This window comes from Pseudactinotalea sp. Z1732 (assembly GCF_049724975.1).
Lineage (GTDB): Bacteria > Actinomycetota > Actinomycetes > Actinomycetales > Beutenbergiaceae > CALKWS01.
In genome coordinates this window covers 105,201-120,195 of sequence record NZ_JBMPQC010000001.1, presented here as the reverse complement: position 1 = coordinate 120,195, position 14,995 = coordinate 105,201, and the positions used below count along the sequence as shown (strand labels likewise).

12 protein-coding genes, 1 other RNA gene and 1 pseudogene are annotated in these 14,995 nt (G+C 70.5%); 7 read left to right on the top strand and 7 right to left on the bottom strand.

What is annotated here, in order from left to right; genetic code table 11:
• Nucleotides 1-18 precede the first annotated feature (18 nt).
• The 5 genes from ffs to ACPL7H_RS00505 all read left to right on the top strand — a co-directional run bounded on the left by ffs (nt 19) and on the right by ACPL7H_RS00505 (nt 4,780).
• An RNA gene (gene ffs, locus ACPL7H_RS00525) (signal recognition particle sRNA small type) lies at nt 19-115 on the top strand.
• A gap of 61 nt (nt 116-176) precedes the next feature.
• Complete coding sequence (locus ACPL7H_RS00520; protein ID WP_424795240.1) at nt 177-2,870, top strand: DNA polymerase III subunit gamma and tau; 2,694 nt, start codon at nt 177-179, stop codon at nt 2,868-2,870.
• Entirely contained in the window at nt 2,870-3,475 is a 606-nt protein-coding gene (gene recR / locus ACPL7H_RS00515; RefSeq protein ID WP_424786781.1) for a recombination mediator RecR, read from the top strand. Before ACPL7H_RS00520 ends, recR begins: the two co-directional genes overlap by 1 nt.
• Complete coding sequence (locus tag ACPL7H_RS00510) at nt 3,472-4,035, top strand: AAA family ATPase (protein WP_424795239.1); 564 nt, start codon at nt 3,472-3,474, stop codon at nt 4,033-4,035. Before recR ends, ACPL7H_RS00510 begins: the two co-directional genes overlap by 4 nt.
• A gap of 118 nt (nt 4,036-4,153) precedes the next feature.
• Entirely contained in the window at nt 4,154-4,780 is a 627-nt protein-coding gene (locus ACPL7H_RS00505) for a DUF5063 domain-containing protein (protein WP_424795238.1), read from the top strand.
• Nucleotides 4,781-4,879: 99 nt separating this feature from the next.
• Here ACPL7H_RS00505 and ACPL7H_RS00500 read toward each other — a convergent pair whose 3' ends face one another.
• The 5 genes and pseudogenes from ACPL7H_RS00500 to ectA all read right to left on the bottom strand — a co-directional run.
• Nucleotides 4,880-6,022: an ABC transporter permease gene (locus ACPL7H_RS00500; RefSeq protein WP_424786778.1), complete on the bottom strand. Its 1,143-nt coding sequence runs from the start codon at nt 6,020-6,022 to the stop codon at nt 4,880-4,882.
• Entirely contained in the window at nt 6,019-6,990 is a 972-nt protein-coding gene (locus ACPL7H_RS00495; RefSeq protein ID WP_424786777.1) for an ABC transporter ATP-binding protein, read from the bottom strand. Before ACPL7H_RS00495 ends, ACPL7H_RS00500 begins: the two co-directional genes overlap by 4 nt.
• A gap of 134 nt (nt 6,991-7,124) precedes the next feature.
• Nucleotides 7,125-7,529 (bottom strand): ectoine synthase, encoded by a 405-nt coding sequence (locus tag ACPL7H_RS00490; RefSeq protein ID WP_424786776.1) that lies wholly within the window; start codon nt 7,527-7,529, stop codon nt 7,125-7,127.
• Nucleotides 7,526-8,812 (bottom strand): diaminobutyrate--2-oxoglutarate transaminase, encoded by a 1,287-nt coding sequence (ectB, locus tag ACPL7H_RS00485; RefSeq protein WP_424795775.1) that lies wholly within the window; start codon nt 8,810-8,812, stop codon nt 7,526-7,528. The genes ACPL7H_RS00490 and ectB overlap by 4 nt, the downstream gene beginning before the upstream one ends.
• A gap of 45 nt (nt 8,813-8,857) precedes the next feature.
• A pseudogene (gene ectA / locus ACPL7H_RS00480) lies at nt 8,858-9,337 on the bottom strand (diaminobutyrate acetyltransferase); the annotation flags it as partial.
• A gap of 617 nt (nt 9,338-9,954) precedes the next feature.
• On the opposite strand from ectA, the gene ACPL7H_RS00475 reads away from it, so the two are divergent.
• The gene (locus ACPL7H_RS00475) at nt 9,955-11,229 is read left to right on the top strand and encodes an aspartate kinase (RefSeq protein WP_424786775.1); all 1,275 of its coding nucleotides are present in this window, start codon (nt 9,955-9,957) and stop codon (nt 11,227-11,229) included.
• Complete coding sequence (locus ACPL7H_RS00470; RefSeq protein ID WP_424795237.1) at nt 11,229-12,263, top strand: aspartate-semialdehyde dehydrogenase; 1,035 nt, start codon at nt 11,229-11,231, stop codon at nt 12,261-12,263. Before ACPL7H_RS00475 ends, ACPL7H_RS00470 begins: the two co-directional genes overlap by 1 nt.
• A gap of 36 nt (nt 12,264-12,299) precedes the next feature.
• Here the strand turns inward: ACPL7H_RS00470 and ACPL7H_RS00465 are convergent, their stop codons facing one another.
• Entirely contained in the window at nt 12,300-14,216 is a 1,917-nt protein-coding gene (locus ACPL7H_RS00465) for a prolyl oligopeptidase family serine peptidase (RefSeq protein ID WP_424795236.1), read from the bottom strand.
• Nucleotides 14,137-14,910: a copper resistance CopC family protein gene (locus ACPL7H_RS00460; protein ID WP_424795235.1), complete on the bottom strand. Its 774-nt coding sequence runs from the start codon at nt 14,908-14,910 to the stop codon at nt 14,137-14,139. Before ACPL7H_RS00460 ends, ACPL7H_RS00465 begins: the two co-directional genes overlap by 80 nt.
• Between the last annotated feature and the right edge of the window lie 85 nt (nt 14,911-14,995).

Genomic DNA, 14,995 nt, shown 5'->3' with positions numbered 1-14,995 from the left:
ACTCCCGGTTACACTGGAGGCGACCCCTCGCGTGGCGTCATCTTGCTGAACTCCCCCAGGGCCGGAAGGCAGCAAGGGCAGGTGAGCTCTGGCGGGTGCGCGGGGGGTCCTTCGCTGCCCGGATACATCCACAGCGAGCTCGCCCGATGTCAGCCCACTCACCTAGAGTGAGGCGCGTGAGTACCGCCCTGTACCGCCGCTACCGGCCCGAGACGTTCACCGACGTGATCGGGCAGGAGCACGTCACCGAGCCGTTGATGGCCGCGCTGGCCGCGGACCGGGTCACCCACGCCTACCTCTTCTCCGGTCCGCGAGGCTGCGGGAAGACGACGTCGGCGCGGATCCTGGCACGTTGCCTCAACTGCGCCCAGGGCCCCACCGCCCAGCCCTGCGGGCAGTGCGACAGTTGCGTGGAACTGGCCCGGGGCGGGTCGGGAAGCCTGGACGTGGTGGAGATCGACGCCGCCAGCCACAACGGCGTGGACGACGCGCGGGAACTGCGCGAGCGGGCCGCGTTCGCCCCCGCCCGGGACCGGTACAAGATCTTCATCCTCGATGAGGCGCACATGGTCACCACGCAGGGATTCAACGCCCTGCTCAAACTCGTCGAGGAACCCCCGCCGCACATCAAGTTCGTGTTCGCCACCACCGAACCGGACAAGGTGATCGGCACCATTCGTTCCCGCACCCACCACTACCCGTTCCGTCTGGTGGCCCCGGAGAAACTCACCGACTACCTGCAGTCCCTGGCCCAAGCCGAAGGGATCAGCGTGGCCGGCGGCGTGCTCCCGCTTGTGGTGCGGGCCGGCGGTGGGTCGGTGCGCGACTCCCTGTCGGTGCTGGACCAGCTCATCGCCGGGGCCAAGGATGCCGAACTCACCTATGAGCGGGCGGTGGCGCTGCTCGGGTTCACCCACGCCGCCCTCCTGGACGATGCCGTGGAGGCCCTGGCCGCGCGTGACGGGCTGAGCGTGTTCCGGGTGGTGGACCGGGTGATCGAGTCCGGGCACGCCCCTCGACGGTTCGTGGAGGACCTGCTCGAGCGGCTGCGGGACCTGATCGTGGTCCGCGCCGCCGGCGAGGAGGCGGCCTCGGTGCTGCGCAGCGTCCCTGCCGACCAACTCGAGCGCATGCGCTCCCAGGCCCAGCACATGGGCGCCGGAGCCCTGTCCCGCGCCGCGGACCTGGTCAACGATGGCCTGACCGAGATGACCGGCGCCACGTCCCCGCGCCTGCAGCTGGAGTTGCTGTGCGCACGCCTGCTGCTTCCCGCTGCCGATGACGGCGTGGACGGCTTCGCCGCACGATTGGACCGGTTGGAAGCAGCGATCGCAGGTGCGCCGGCGCCGAGCAGCCCGACAACTGCCCGCCCGACGACGGAGCCGGCCCCCCAGCCGCAGGCCCGGGAAGTGCCCGCGAACGGAGGAACGACCGAGCGGCCCGCTGCGGCTCCGGTACGAGCCCAGGAGGCGGCCCGGGCGGCCCAGCCCGAACCGGCCGGCCGGCCGGCCGAGCCCGCACCCGAACCGGACTCCGGACCGGCGCCGGACGTGGGACCTCACCGGCCGGGAACGAGTCGGGAGGCACCGGCGGCGCCAGAGGAACCGGCAGCACCCGCAGCCGCGCAGACCCCGCCAGACGAGAAAACCCAGGCAGGCGAGCAGGCCGGAGGCGCGATGACGACGGATCAGGTTCGTCGTCGTTGGCCCGAGGTGCTGGACACCCTGGCCCGGCTCAAGCGGACCTCGTGGGCGCTGGTCTCCCAGGATGCCCAGGTGATGGATCTATCCCCGACCACGTTGTCGCTGGGCTTTTCCACCTCGGGCCTGGCCACCGCGTTCCGGTCCGGCCCGCACGGCGACATGGTGGCGCAGGCGCTACGGGAGACCCTGGGGGTGGAGGTTCGGATCGAGCCGGTCCTGAACGACGGTTCCGCGGGCGGTGGTGGCGCCGCTGCGCACCGGCCGGCGCCGACGCAATCCGGTCCCGGGACCCCGGCCGCCGATCCCACCGCGTCCGCCCCGAGTGCCCCGCACGAGCAGACCTCCCGGCCGGCATCGGGTCGTCAGTCGGCAGCCGGGCCAGCGGCCCAGACCGCGGGACCGGGGCAGACCGCGGGACCGGGGCAGGCCCCGCAGCCGGAGCGACCCGCGCAGCCGGAACAGGCGGCGCGAGCCGAGCAGCCCGCGCCTCGCAGTCTCGGTGCGGTCAGTGGCGGTGCGGAGCCTGCGGGCCCGGAAGCCGGTGACGGCCACTCATCGGACCGGCCGCACGGTGCCGGCCGGACCGGACCGAGTGCCACGGGCGCGGCCCGGTCGGCGGGCACGACCTCCGCTGAGGTCAAGGGTCCGCGCGAGGCTCCGGCGAGCGATGCCACGCCGGGAATCGACGGCGATGGCTGGGCCGATGTCCCGGTACGGAGGCCACCGCAGAACTGGTCCGCAGCGGCGAGCGACCCCACCGGCTCCGGCAGCGAATCCGGCACTACGGGTGCGCCGGACCATGACGTGCCGCCCCGCGCGGGCGCGATCCCGGATGAGACGGCCGGTCCGGTCGCGCCGGCCTCACCTGGTTCCGATGCCACACCCGACCACTCGCACCCCTCCTCGGCCCCGGACGCACCGGACCACGGCACCTCCGGCTACCGGGCGATCGCCACCCAGGCGCAGGAAGCCGCCCTGGTAGCCGAGCCACCGCGCAACCCAGATGCGCCCGCACCCGTGCAGCGCCTCGGGGACGAAGCCGATGAGCACTCCGATGACGATCCGGCCCTGGAGACCACCGAGGTGGTGGGCGCGCCGTTGGTGGCGCGTCTGTTGGGCGGAACCGTGATCGATGAGGAGATCGACGATCCCGGGCAGGTGCGGTGATGGTGGCCTATGACGGCGCCGTCCAGGACCTGATCGATGAACTGGGCCGACTGCCCGGGGTGGGGCCCAAGAGCGCCCAGCGGATCGCCTTCTACGTTCTCGGCGCCGATCCCGAGGACGTCCAGCGCCTGGCCACCGCCCTGACCGAGGTCAAGGCGCGGGTCCGGTTCTGTGAGGTGTGCGGCAACGTGGCCGAGGAGGAGCAGTGCCGCATCTGCCGTGACCCACGTCGCGACGGCGCGTTGCTGTGTGTGGTCGAGGAGGCCAAGGACGTCGTGGCGATCGAACGGACCCGGGAGTTCCGCGGGCGCTACCACGTGCTCGGTGGGGCCATCAACCCGATCGACGGGGTGGGTCCGGACGATCTGCGCATCCGCGAACTGCTGACCCGGCTGGGCGATGATGAGATCACCGAGATCATCATCGCCACCGACCCCAACGTGGAGGGGGAGGCCACCGCGACCTACCTGGTGCGGATGCTGCGACCGATGGGCCTGACCATCTCCCGGCTCGCCTCCGGCCTGCCGGTGGGCGGGGACCTGGAGTACGCCGACGAGGTCACCCTGGGCCGGGCGTTCGAGGGCCGCCGGGCCGTCGACGCATGAGCCGCCGCCCCAAGGTGGTCCTGATCACCGGGGTCCAGGCCGCCGGCAAGTCCACCCTCGCGCCGTTGCTGGCCGACCACCTCGGCCCGCCGTCGATGGCGCTGGATGGTGATGTCTTCTACTCCGCGGTTCGAGCCGGGCACGCCCGGATGGGCCCCGACCCCGACCCGGAGGCCGTGCGCCAACTACGGCTGCGGTACGAGGCTTCGGCCCTGGTCGCCAACCACTATGCCGCGTCCGGATTCCACGTCGTCATCGCCGACGTGGTCCTCGGGGAGGATGTGACCGCCTGGATGGAGCGGATCGCCTCCGCTGAACGACACCTGGTGGTGCTGAACCCCGGCCCGGAGGTTGTGCTGGCGCGCGAGCGGGGGAGGGGCGGGGACTCCTACCGGGACTGGGACCACGGCAGCGGGTCGCCAGCAGAGGGGGTGCGCACGCTGCAGGAGTTCCTGGAGCAGGGCCCGCGGCGCGGGCTGTGGCTGGACACCAGCGCCCTCGACCCCTCGCAGAGCGTTGAGGCGATCCTCGCCGACGGGATGGCCGGTTCGCGGTACTGAACGTGCCGGCCCCGCGGGAAGCCGGGCCGATCGGCGTGCCGCAGCCGGGAAGATAGCCGCAACCCACGTCGATTGCCTACGGTGGGGGCACACCAACGAGACCGGAGGTGGGTAACCGATGGAAGCGAGCCTCGATGCGGACCTGCGCGTGCTGGGTACGGCGACCGCAGCGGTCGCCGAGCAGTTCCTCAGCACCACCAAGGAGGTGGCCTCCGGGTCCAGCCCGGACGTGGCGATCCCGCTGCTGCTGCTCGCGGTCTCGGATCTGGTCACCGCCGGCGCGCGGCTGGGCGCCATCACCGACGTCGTCCCGGCCCACCGGTTCGAGCCCGACGACGGCCCCGAGGTCGACAGTGAGCCGCTGCGGGTCTCCCTGGCGAACGTGCTCGACGGGTTGGATGCCTACTCCGAGGTGATCGACCCGCTCATCAGCGCCGACACCGGTACCGCCCGGCTCAGCGACGACCTGGCCGACATCGCCACCGCGCTGTCCACCGGGCTGCAGCACCACCGTGCCGGACACCCCGACGAGGCGCTGTGGTGGTGGCAGTTCTCCTACCTCTCGGTCTGGGGTGAACGAGCCACCAGCGCCACCCGGGTCCTGATCAGCCTGATCGCGCACCTGCGCCTGGACGTTGACGACGAGGTTGCCGCCGACGCCGAGTTCCACGCCCTGCACGCCACGCCCGGCGAGGTGCCCGCGGACGGCCGGCCGTCCCGGGGCACCCCCGCATCGGGTGACTGACCCGGCGCCTGCCCGCCCACGCTGCGACCCGCGCCGGCACCGAACCCGTCGCGCGAAGCCCGCGTGCGCCGTCGTCGGCCACGCCATGGGACCGTGCGGTCAGGCGACTCGCGCTCCCCGGGACAGGGTCCGGTAGGGCACCGCGAGCCGGCGGATGGCGAGGGTCAGGCCACCGGCCCCCAGCAGCAGGTGCAGACCCAGCCCCCAGGGCCAGTGGGGCGTCTGGGACAGCGCCGGTGGTTCGGGTGCGTCCGGACCGTAGTTGCCGCTCCAGCACTGATCCACCTGCGCGCTCGGCCCCTCGCGGGCCAGTTGCACCGCGCCCCGGATCGCACCCAGGGGCCCCTCGGAGGAGTGCCTGTCGGCGGGGTCGATCGACGGCGCGGCTGAGTCAGCGAGGATCACGAACGGGTTCACCGCCAGCAGCCACCAGGTGCGGTCGGTGTCGGAGACTGATTGCAGGTGGGTCTCCCAGCGGCACCGGGCATCCTCGGCCTGGGCGAAGGGCACGGTGTACACCTGCACCTCCCGCTCCTGGGTGATCAACGGGAACGTCAGCCCGAACAGCACCAGACAGAGGATGCTCAGGGTGCCCACCGTCAGATAGGACAACACCGTGGACCCGGCCGGACGGTTCGTCAGTGCGGAGAACCCCAGACTGACCGCGCACACCACCACCAGCAGCAACGCCAGCACCACCAGGGCCAGGGCCAGGCGTCCGATACCGGTGCGGGACAGGACCCAGGACCAGATCAGGAACGGCATCGAGACCGCCAGGAAGGACAGCGCGGCGAACCACCCGGCCAGTAGCTTCCCCAGCGCCAGATCGACCGGGCTCAGTTTGGTGATCTGCATGATCGCCAACGTGCCGGCCTGACGGTCCCCGTTGATGGCGGTGGAGGACAAGGTCGGCGTGACCAGCAGCCCCAGGCCGAGCACGAACATCAGGATCAACTCGTAGACGAAACGGCTCCCGGGCGCCCCGCCCACGGTGGTCAGGGCCTGGTGCAACAGGATGGAGACCACCCCCACCAGGACGAAGAAGGCCACCAGGGCCACCTTCCACCGGGTCGAGCGCACTCGCTGGCGCAACTCCAGCACCAGGACGGTGCGGACACCCTGCCAGCTCACCGCGCGCGCCCGCTGCTCGGCAGGTTCGACCGGGGCGGGACCGAACGGGTGCTCCGGGCCACCCGGGTCGGCGCCGCCCGGGTGCTGGGAGGTGGGGATCCCGGTGGTCATCGCCGGTCCGCGTCCAACGTGAGGTAGGCCTGCTCCAGCAACCCGCCCACCGGCGTCAGCGTGCTGATCGGCACTCCTGCGCCCACCGCGTCGGCGAGCAACCGTGCCGCAGCCCGTTCATCGGGCAGTTCCACCAGGACGGTGGCGGCCCCTGCAGGTGCGTCGGTGTCCGGGATCAGCCTGACCTGGGCACGGTCGGCCCAGACGGTGAGTGCGGTCGCATCCAGACTGTGCAGCCGCCAGCGCCGTCGTGCGTTGGTAGCGGCGAGCAACCCGGCCGAGGAGACCGTGGCACCGCGCGCCAGGAACACCGCGTCGTCGACCATCTCGTCCAGTTCGGCCAACACGTGGGAGGAGATCAGCACGGTGGTGCCCGCCTGCGCCAGGGAGCGCAGCAGCGTCCGCATGTCGATCCGTGAGCGCGGGTCCAGACCCGAGGCCGGTTCGTCCAGCAACAGCACCTGCGGCCGGTTCACCAGCGCCCGGGCCATCCCCAGGCGCTGTTTCTGCCCCCTGGAGAGCACCTGGGCAGGCGCATCGGCGAACTCACTCAGGTGCACGGTCGCCAGCAACTCGGCGGCACGACGGCGGCTCAGGGCAGGGTTGAGCCGGTAGGCAGCACCCATCGTGGTGAGGATCTCGGTGGCGCTCAGGGATTCCCAGGTGCCGAAGGCATCGGGCATCCACCCGATCCGTGACCGGGCCTGCGCCGAGCGCGTCGGGTCCGCGCCGGCCACCAGCACCTCACCGGTGTCCGGGGCGAGCAGCCCGGCGAGCATGAGCAGCAACGTGGTCTTGCCCGACCCGTTCGGGCCGATCAGCGCGGTGACGCTGCCCCGCCGCACATCCAGGTCCACGCCGTCCACGGCTCGCACGTCACCGAAGGCCCGGGACAGGCCCCGGGCCCAGATCGCCGGTGGGGTCGCCGACGGCGTGACGGGCGGCACGGCATCGGCGGTTGTTGCCATGAGCACAATCTAGGCCCGTGCGGCCCCGCTTCGCAGTAGCCGGTGGCGCCGGATGAGTGAAGGTTTCGTGCGCAGGAACGACAGTGGCACAACCCCCGCCTCGCGGGGATCGTGCCACTGGATGTGCAGAGCGCTCAGGCCGGCTGCAGCGGGTCTTCCTTGATCAGCGGGTAGACGCCGTTCTCGTCGTGCACTTCCCGGCCGGTCACCGGCGGATTGAACACGCACACGGTGCGCATCTGGGTGCGCGGGCGCAGGACGTGCTTGTCGTGCTGGTCGAGCAGGTACATCGACCCGGGCCGCAGTTCATGCACCTCGCCGGTGGCGACGTCGGTGATGGCGCCCTCGCCCTCGGTGATGAAGACCGCCTCGATGTGGTTGGCGTACCAGAACTCGTTCACCGTTCCGGGCTTCAGGACGGTCTCGTGGAGGGAGAACCCGACGTGGTCCTTGGCCAGCACGATCCGGCGCGAGCGCCAGTTCTCGGTCGTGATGTCGGCGTCGGTGTCGGAGATGTCATCCAGGTGGCGGACGATCATGATGTGGCGAGCTCCTCAATCTTGTCGGCCGGGTTGGCGGCGAGGACGTCGTCGATGGACTCCTCGAGGATGGTCATGCCGCGCTCGAACTCATCCTTGGTCATGGTCAGCGGCGGCAGCAACTTCAGCACCTCACCCTCCGGGCCGGAGGTCTCGGCGAGCAGGCCACGCTCGAATGCTGTCGTGGTGACCTGGTCGGCGAGCTCACCGTTGGCGAACTGCAGTCCCCGGGCCATGCCGCGGCCCTTGGCCACCAACTGGTGCTCCTCGTACTGAGCCACGATGCGGTTGAACCGGGACTCGACCTGCAGGCCGCGGGCGACGGTCTGCTGCTTCAACGACTCATCCCGCCAGAAGTGACGAATGGACTCAGCAGCGGTAGCGAAGGCCGGGCCGATGCCACGGAAGGTGCCGTTGTGCTCACCCGGTGACCAGATGTCCAGGTCCGGACGGATCAGGGTGACGGCCATCGGCAGGCCGTACCCGGAGAGGGACTTGGACAGTGTGACGATGTCCGGGACGATGCCGGCCTCTTCGAAGCTGAAGAACGAGCCGGTGCGTCCCACCCCCATCTGGATGTCATCGACGATGAGCAGCACGCCGTGCTTCTTGCACAACTCGGACAAGTTGCGCAGCCACTCGGCGCGGGCCGTGTTGAGCCCACCCTCACCCTGGACGGTCTCCACGATCACCGCGGCGGGCTCGTTCAGGCCCCCGCCACCATCGCCGAGCAACTTCTCGAGGTAGATGAAGTCCGGGACGTCCCCGTTGAAGTAGTCGTCGTAGGGCATCGGGGTGGCATGTACCAGGGGCAGGCCCGCTCCGCCACGCTTCATCGCGTTTCCGGTCACCGACAGTGCCCCGAGCGTCATGCCGTGGAAGGCGTTGGTGAAGTTCACCACCGACTCCCGGCCGGTGACCTTGCGCGCCAACTTCAGTGCGGCCTCGACGGCGTTGGAACCGCCCGGTCCGGGGAACACCATCTTGTAGTCGAGATCGCGGGGCTTGAGGATCTCGTTGTGGAAGGTGGCCAGGAAGTCGTCCCGTGCCGGGGTGAACATGTCCAGGGAGTGCACCACCCGGTCGCTGGTGAAGTAGTCCAGCAGCGTTTCCTTCAGGTGCGGGTGGTTGTGGCCGTAGTTCAGGGCCCCGGCGCCGGCGAAGAAGTCAAGATAGGCCCGGCCGTCGACGTCGTGGATCGTCGCGCCGGAGGCGCGATCGAACGAGGTGGGCCAGGACCGGGAGTAACTGCGAACCTGGGATTCCAGTTCGACAGTGCTCATAGGACGGGTCTCCGTTTCATTGGCGTTCGTGCGCATCGGGCCGATGCGCACCAACCCCTCGGCCTCGTGGCCGTCGGGGAAGTCTTCGGTGGTGAACATCTCGCGGCGGTTCAGCTCGGAGCCGCGGGAGCGGGCGAAACTGGTGAACAACCGCTGTGAGGCGGTGTTGTCCGCAGTGATGGTCGCCTCGACGTAGGTGGCCTCGGTCGCCACGTCGTCAAGCAGACGCAGACCCAGTTGGCGACCGCGGTGCTCGGCGGCAACGGCGATCTGCCATACGAACAGGGTCCCGGGCTCGGACTGACGGCGGTACCCGAGTACGAAGCCGGCAGGTTCACCGTCAACCTCGACGATGCGACAGGTCTGCGCGAAGTCCCTGGCGAACAACAGGTAGGCGTAGGAGGTGTTCAGATCGAGGGATCCGGAATCGCGCGCCAGGCGCCACATGGTGGCGCCGTCCTCAACGGCTGGGTTTCGAAAAGTAATCTGGGCAGTAGTGGGCGAGGTCGTTGTGGAAGTAGTCATACCGCCATTCACCGTAGCGAGGTTGCGCCCGGATCTAAACCGGTGCCCGGGGCTGATCCGGGCCCAGGTTGGGCGGATCGCCGCCGAGCGGATTCGGGGTAATCGTTGATAGCGCAACCGAAGCTCGGGGTGGATCAATGGCGGGTCAATCAATCGAAATCTCGTCCGAATAGTGAGACGAATCACGTCGGCCCCAGGGTCCCCCGGTGAGATCGTTAGACACGTCACAAGGTCTCCGACCCGGGACCTCGGTGGTGCGGCGCAACTGAACCTGCGCCGGAAGGACTGAGAATCCGCGGCTTCGTCGCGCTTCCCGCCCGGATGCCGGTGTGTGCCGGCGGAACCGGCGAGTGTACGGCGGGAGTATTATCAAGTGGTAGCTCCGGACTGAAAGTGTGATTGGGTATCTGGTGCGCTTGTGATGCGAGCATGGTCGGGCACGTCGGTCGAGGGCGGGTTGTCCCGGCCGGGGGCCCGGACGGGTACGTGGCGCGTGCGTCCATCCCCGCCGGCCGGTTCCGAGCAGCACACGCTCGCGATGCCCTTCAGTTGATACGCACCCGGTACGCATCACCAGTAGCGCTGTTCACCAAACATTGATCCCCAGCGGAGTTCCTGTGACCCTCATCGTCCAGAAGTTCGGCGGATCGTCGGTGTCCGACGCCGCCAGTATCGCCCGTGTCGCCAAACGGGTCGTCGACACCAAACGTGCTGGTCACGAGGTGGTCGTCGTCGTCTCCGCGATGGGTGACACGACCGATGAACTGCTGGACCTGGCCAGGCAGATCAGTCCCAACCCCCCGGCCCGGGAGATGGACATCCTGCTGACCGCCGGGGAACGCATCTCGATGGCGCTGCTGGCGATGGCGATCTCCGAACTGGGCGTCAATGCCCAGGCCTTCACCGGACAACAGGCCGGGGTCATCACCGACACCGCGCACGGCAACGCCCGGATCGCCGAGGTCACCCCGAAACGGATCCAGGCCAGCGTCGACGGCGGCTCGGTCGCGATCGTGGCCGGGTTCCAGGGCGTCACCCAGACCACCAACGACGTCACCACGCTGGGCCGGGGCGGTTCGGACACCACCGCGGTGGCACTGGCAGCCGCGCTGCAGGCCGAGGTGTGCGAGATCTACACCGACGTCGACGGCATGTTCACTGCCGATCCCCGGATCGTGCCCACGGCCCGGCGGATCGAACGCATCTCCACCGAGGAAACACTGGAGATGGCAGCCCACGGCGCCAAGATCCTGCACCTGCGAGCCGTCGAGTACGCTCGCCGCTACGGCGTCACCCTGCACGTCCGCAGTTCGTTCTCGGAGAACTCCGGCACCCTGGTCACCGATGAAGAACCCGAAGAAGGAAGCATGGAAGACCCCCTGATCTCCGGCGTCGCACACGACAGGTCCCAGGCGAAGGTGACCGTCATCGACGTACCCGACATCCCCGGTTCGGCCGCCCGAGTGTTCGAGGTGGTCGCCGCGGCCGGCATCAACCTGGACATGATCGTGCAGAACGTCCCCACCACCAAGGGCAGCGGCGTCACCGACATCTCCTTCACCCTCACCACCGAGCACGCCGAATCCGCCGCGAACGCGTTGCGCGCCTGCCGGGACGAGATCGGCTACCACGACGTGGTCTTCGACAACGGCGTGGGCAAACTCTCACTCGTCGGCGCCGGGATGCGATCCCACCCCGGGGTGGCCGCGAAGTTGTTCGGTGCCATCCGCGATGCCGGCATCAACATCGAGATGATCTCCACCTCGGAGATCCGGATCTCGGTGGTGACCCGGCGGCGGGACCTGGACAAGGCGGTCCGCGCTGTGCACGAGGCGTTCGACCTGGACGCCGATGAGGTCGAGGCCGTGGTCTACGGAGGGACGGGACGCTGATGGGTGTCAACCTGGCAATCGTGGGAGCCACCGGGCAGGTCGGTGAAGTCATGCGCACCCTGCTGGCGGAGCGCAACTTCCCGGCTGATCGGGTCCGCTTCCTGGCCTCTCCGCGTTCGGCCGGCACCACCCTGCCGTGGGGCGATGAGCAGATCGTGGTGGAGGACAGCACCACAGCCGACGTCGAGGGCGTGGACATCGCGCTGTTCTCGGCCGGTTCGGGTACCTCCAGGACCCTGGCTCCCCGGTTCGCCGAGGCCGGCGCGGTCGTGGTGGACAACTCCTCGGCCTTCCGGTCCGACCCCGACGTCCCCCTGGTGGTCTCCGAGGTCAACCCCGAGGCCCTGCGCCACATCCCCAAGGGCATCGTGGCCAACCCCAACTGCACCACCATGGCCGCGATGCCGGTGCTCAAGGTGCTGCACTCCGAGGCAGGGCTGCAACGGCTGATCGTCTCGACCTACCAGGCGGTCTCCGGATCCGGGCTCGCGGGCGTGGACGAACTGCAGACCCAGGCGCGGGCCGCGGCGGAGCAGGATCTGGCCGCCCTGACCCATGACGGGCACGCGTTGAACCTGCCGGAGCCGGCCACCTACACCGCGCCGATCGCGTTCAACGTGCTGCCCCTGGCCGGTTCCCTGGTCGATGACGGCTCCGGTGAGACCGATGAGGACCAGAAACTGCGCAACGAGTCCCGCAAGATCCTGGGCCTTCCGGATCTGCTGGTGTCCGGAACCTGCGTGCGGGTGCCGGTATTCACCGGGCACTCGTTGTCCATCAACGCCGAGTTCGAGCGCCCGATCAGCCCGGAGCGGGCCCGTCAGGTGCTCTCCGGCGCCCCGGGCGTACGGCTGCAGGAGGTACCCACCCCGCTGGATGCGGCTGGGATCGATGACAGCCTCGTCGGGCGCATCCGCACCGACCCGGGCGTTCCGGACGGTCGCGGGCTCGCGCTGTTCGTGGCGGGTGACAACCTGCGCAAGGGCGCGGCCCTGAACACCATCCAGATCGCCGAGTTGCTCGCCCAGCGCTGAGCCCCGGGACCCGCCGCCGCGCTGGGCCTGCAGAGGCTAGCCGGTGGGCGCCACGTGTTCGTGCACGAACACCAATTGAGCGCGCATCTGCGCGATCCGGTCGGTGTCCACATGGGTGCCGTGCCCCAGGTTGTCCACGCTGGTCGAGACGTGACCGCCCGCGGTGCGCAGCGCCTGGACGTATCCCTCGATCTGGCCGATCGGCCCGCGGGTGTCGTTGCGGGAGGCCACGATCAGCACCGGCGCGCGCACCTGGTCCACGTACGTGATCGGGGAGGCCTTGCGGTAGGCCTGCGGCACTTGCTCCGGCGTCCCGCCGAACATGGACCGGTCCCACGCCTGGCGCGCCGCGGACTCGCTGCGGTAAGCCTCGACGGTGTCGGCCACCGGCGCCACGGCGACGGCGGCCGCCCATCGCTCGGGCTGGGTGCCCAGACCCAGCAGGGTCAGGTACCCGCCCCAGCCCTTGCCGGACAGTACCGACCTTCCCGGGTCCAGCACGCCGTCATCGATCAGTGTCTGGTGCACGGCAGCCACGTCGGCGAGCTCAGCGAACCCGGCGTCGGCGCCCAGCCCCTCGCGCCAGGTGTTGCCGTATCCGGTGGAGCCGCGGAAGTTCACGTTGAGCACGGCCAGGCCGTGATCGACCCACGCCGCGGCCTCCGCGTCGAAGGCGTCGGTGTCGTGAGCGTGCGGGCCCCCGTGCAGGCGCACGACCACCGGGTGGGGTTCGCTGACCCCGGGCGGGCGGCGCAGCAGCGCGTGCACGGCCCCGCCCGGCCCCTCCGCCCAGACGTCGGTCACCGGGACCGACGACGGCGCCCGGGTGCCCACGTGGAGGAGTTCGGCGCCGGTGCTGGTCGCCGTGACCGAGGGGGGCTCGGCCGCTGAGGACCAGTGTGCCCAGGCATCCTCGTCCGGGCGCGGCGTGGCCGCGGTGACCGTGCCCGACCTGGGCCCGACGGCGTGGGTGCGGCCGTCGGAGAGCCGGTAGCGGAACAGCAGGGTGCGGGCACGGTGGTCCACACTCACCAGGAGCGACCGGCCGTCGGGGGCCCACGAGGCGCCCGCCACGTCGCCCGGCAGGCTCAGGTCCACCGGTCGCTGCAGCGAGTTGGCCACATCCCAGATGAGCAACGCCGGGCTACCGGTGCGTTCGTGGCGGACCAGGAGCCGGTTGTCCCCGGCGACCGGCGCGAACGATTGCGCCCACAGGCCCAGTCCGGCACCGTCGTCGAGATCCGCCACCACGGTGCCGGTGTCCCCGCGCACCACCCTGATCGCCGGGTGCAGGGCGTCCCCTCGTTCGGAGTGGCTGATCGCCACCAGGTTCCCGTCCCGGCTCAGTGCGGCCACCCGGGCGTCCTGGGGGTGGGCGTACAGCGGCACCGGCGCCGTGGCCCCGTAACCGGCTGCGCCCACCAGCACCTGGTGGATCTGGGTGCCGTAACGCGGATCGGAGCGTCCCACGATCGCGGTGCCGTCGGCGCCCAGCACGAGCCCGGCGTCGTAGGCCGGAGCGAGGTCGAGGGCGCTCTCGTGGCGATGCAGGGTGGAGCCGAAGGAGTAGCGCGGCGGGGTGGAGCCGAAGGGTTGGCGCCGCCATGTGCCGAACTCGTTGCCGTCGGTGTCGTCGAACCACCAGATCCACTGCCCGGTGGGGTCGATCGTGGCGCGGGTGGTGCCGCCGGGACGGTCGGTGGCCCGGACCAGCCGCCCGGTGTCGGACTCGAAGGAGTGCACCTGCAATGCGCCCCCGGAACTGGCGATCAGTACCGCCCGCTCCGGGGCCAGGGAGGCCCACTCGGGCAGGAAGACGCGCCCGGCCCGGAAGCGCTGCTCCCAGCGCGGGGGCGGGTACAGGCCGGCGGGATCAGGTGTGCGGATCGGAATCCTCCGGATCGATCGCCCGGGGTCCGGCTTCCTCGCGGTCCCGGAGCTGGCGGCGCGCACGCACCACCAGGGCCAGCACCATGCCGATACCAGCCAGGGCGAAGATCAACCCCCAGGGGAGCAGCGGCTGGGCTTCGGTCTCGGCGACCTCGTCTGCGGGGTTCTGGGCATCCGCGCCGGCAGCATCGGCGCCGGCAGCCTCATCCCCGGTGTCGGTGTCACCCGCGCCCTCGCTGGTTCGGGCCTCGTCGTCCTCGGTGGCATCCTGCGCCGCGTCGCCGGCATCGGGCTCGCTCCCGGCTTCGGGGCCGGTGGCCTCGGCAGCGGTGAAGGTGAACGCCCCGGAGACCGGGTGCCCATCGGCGGAGACCACCCGCCACTGCGCGGTGTACTCCCCGGCCGGCCGGTCCTCGGTGAGGTCGTGGGTCAGCGTCGGGCCGCTGATCCGGGGGTCACCGTCCTGGACCTCGCTTCCGTCGGCGTCGGTGATGAGCACCTCGGCTCCGATCTGCTCGAGGGGCTCGTTGAAGGTCAGCACGATCTCATCGGGCGCCTCGTTCAGTTCGGCGCCGTCGGCAGGGTCTGACCCGATCAGTTCGGCATGGGCGTGGGCCGGGCTCGACCAGACCAGGGCGGCGGCCAGGACGAGGGCTCCGACGACCGCGATGCCGAGGCCGCGGACCAGGCGCACCCACCCGTGTGCAGAGACAGGGTGCGGTGGATGGGCGGGCGCGAGGAGGAAGGCACTACTCATGCCGCCCAGCCTAGTTCGGCCCGGGCGGCCCTGCCCCGGTCCCGCGCGGTGGGCAGGCCCCGCCGCCGGGGCGCTGCCGGGGCGC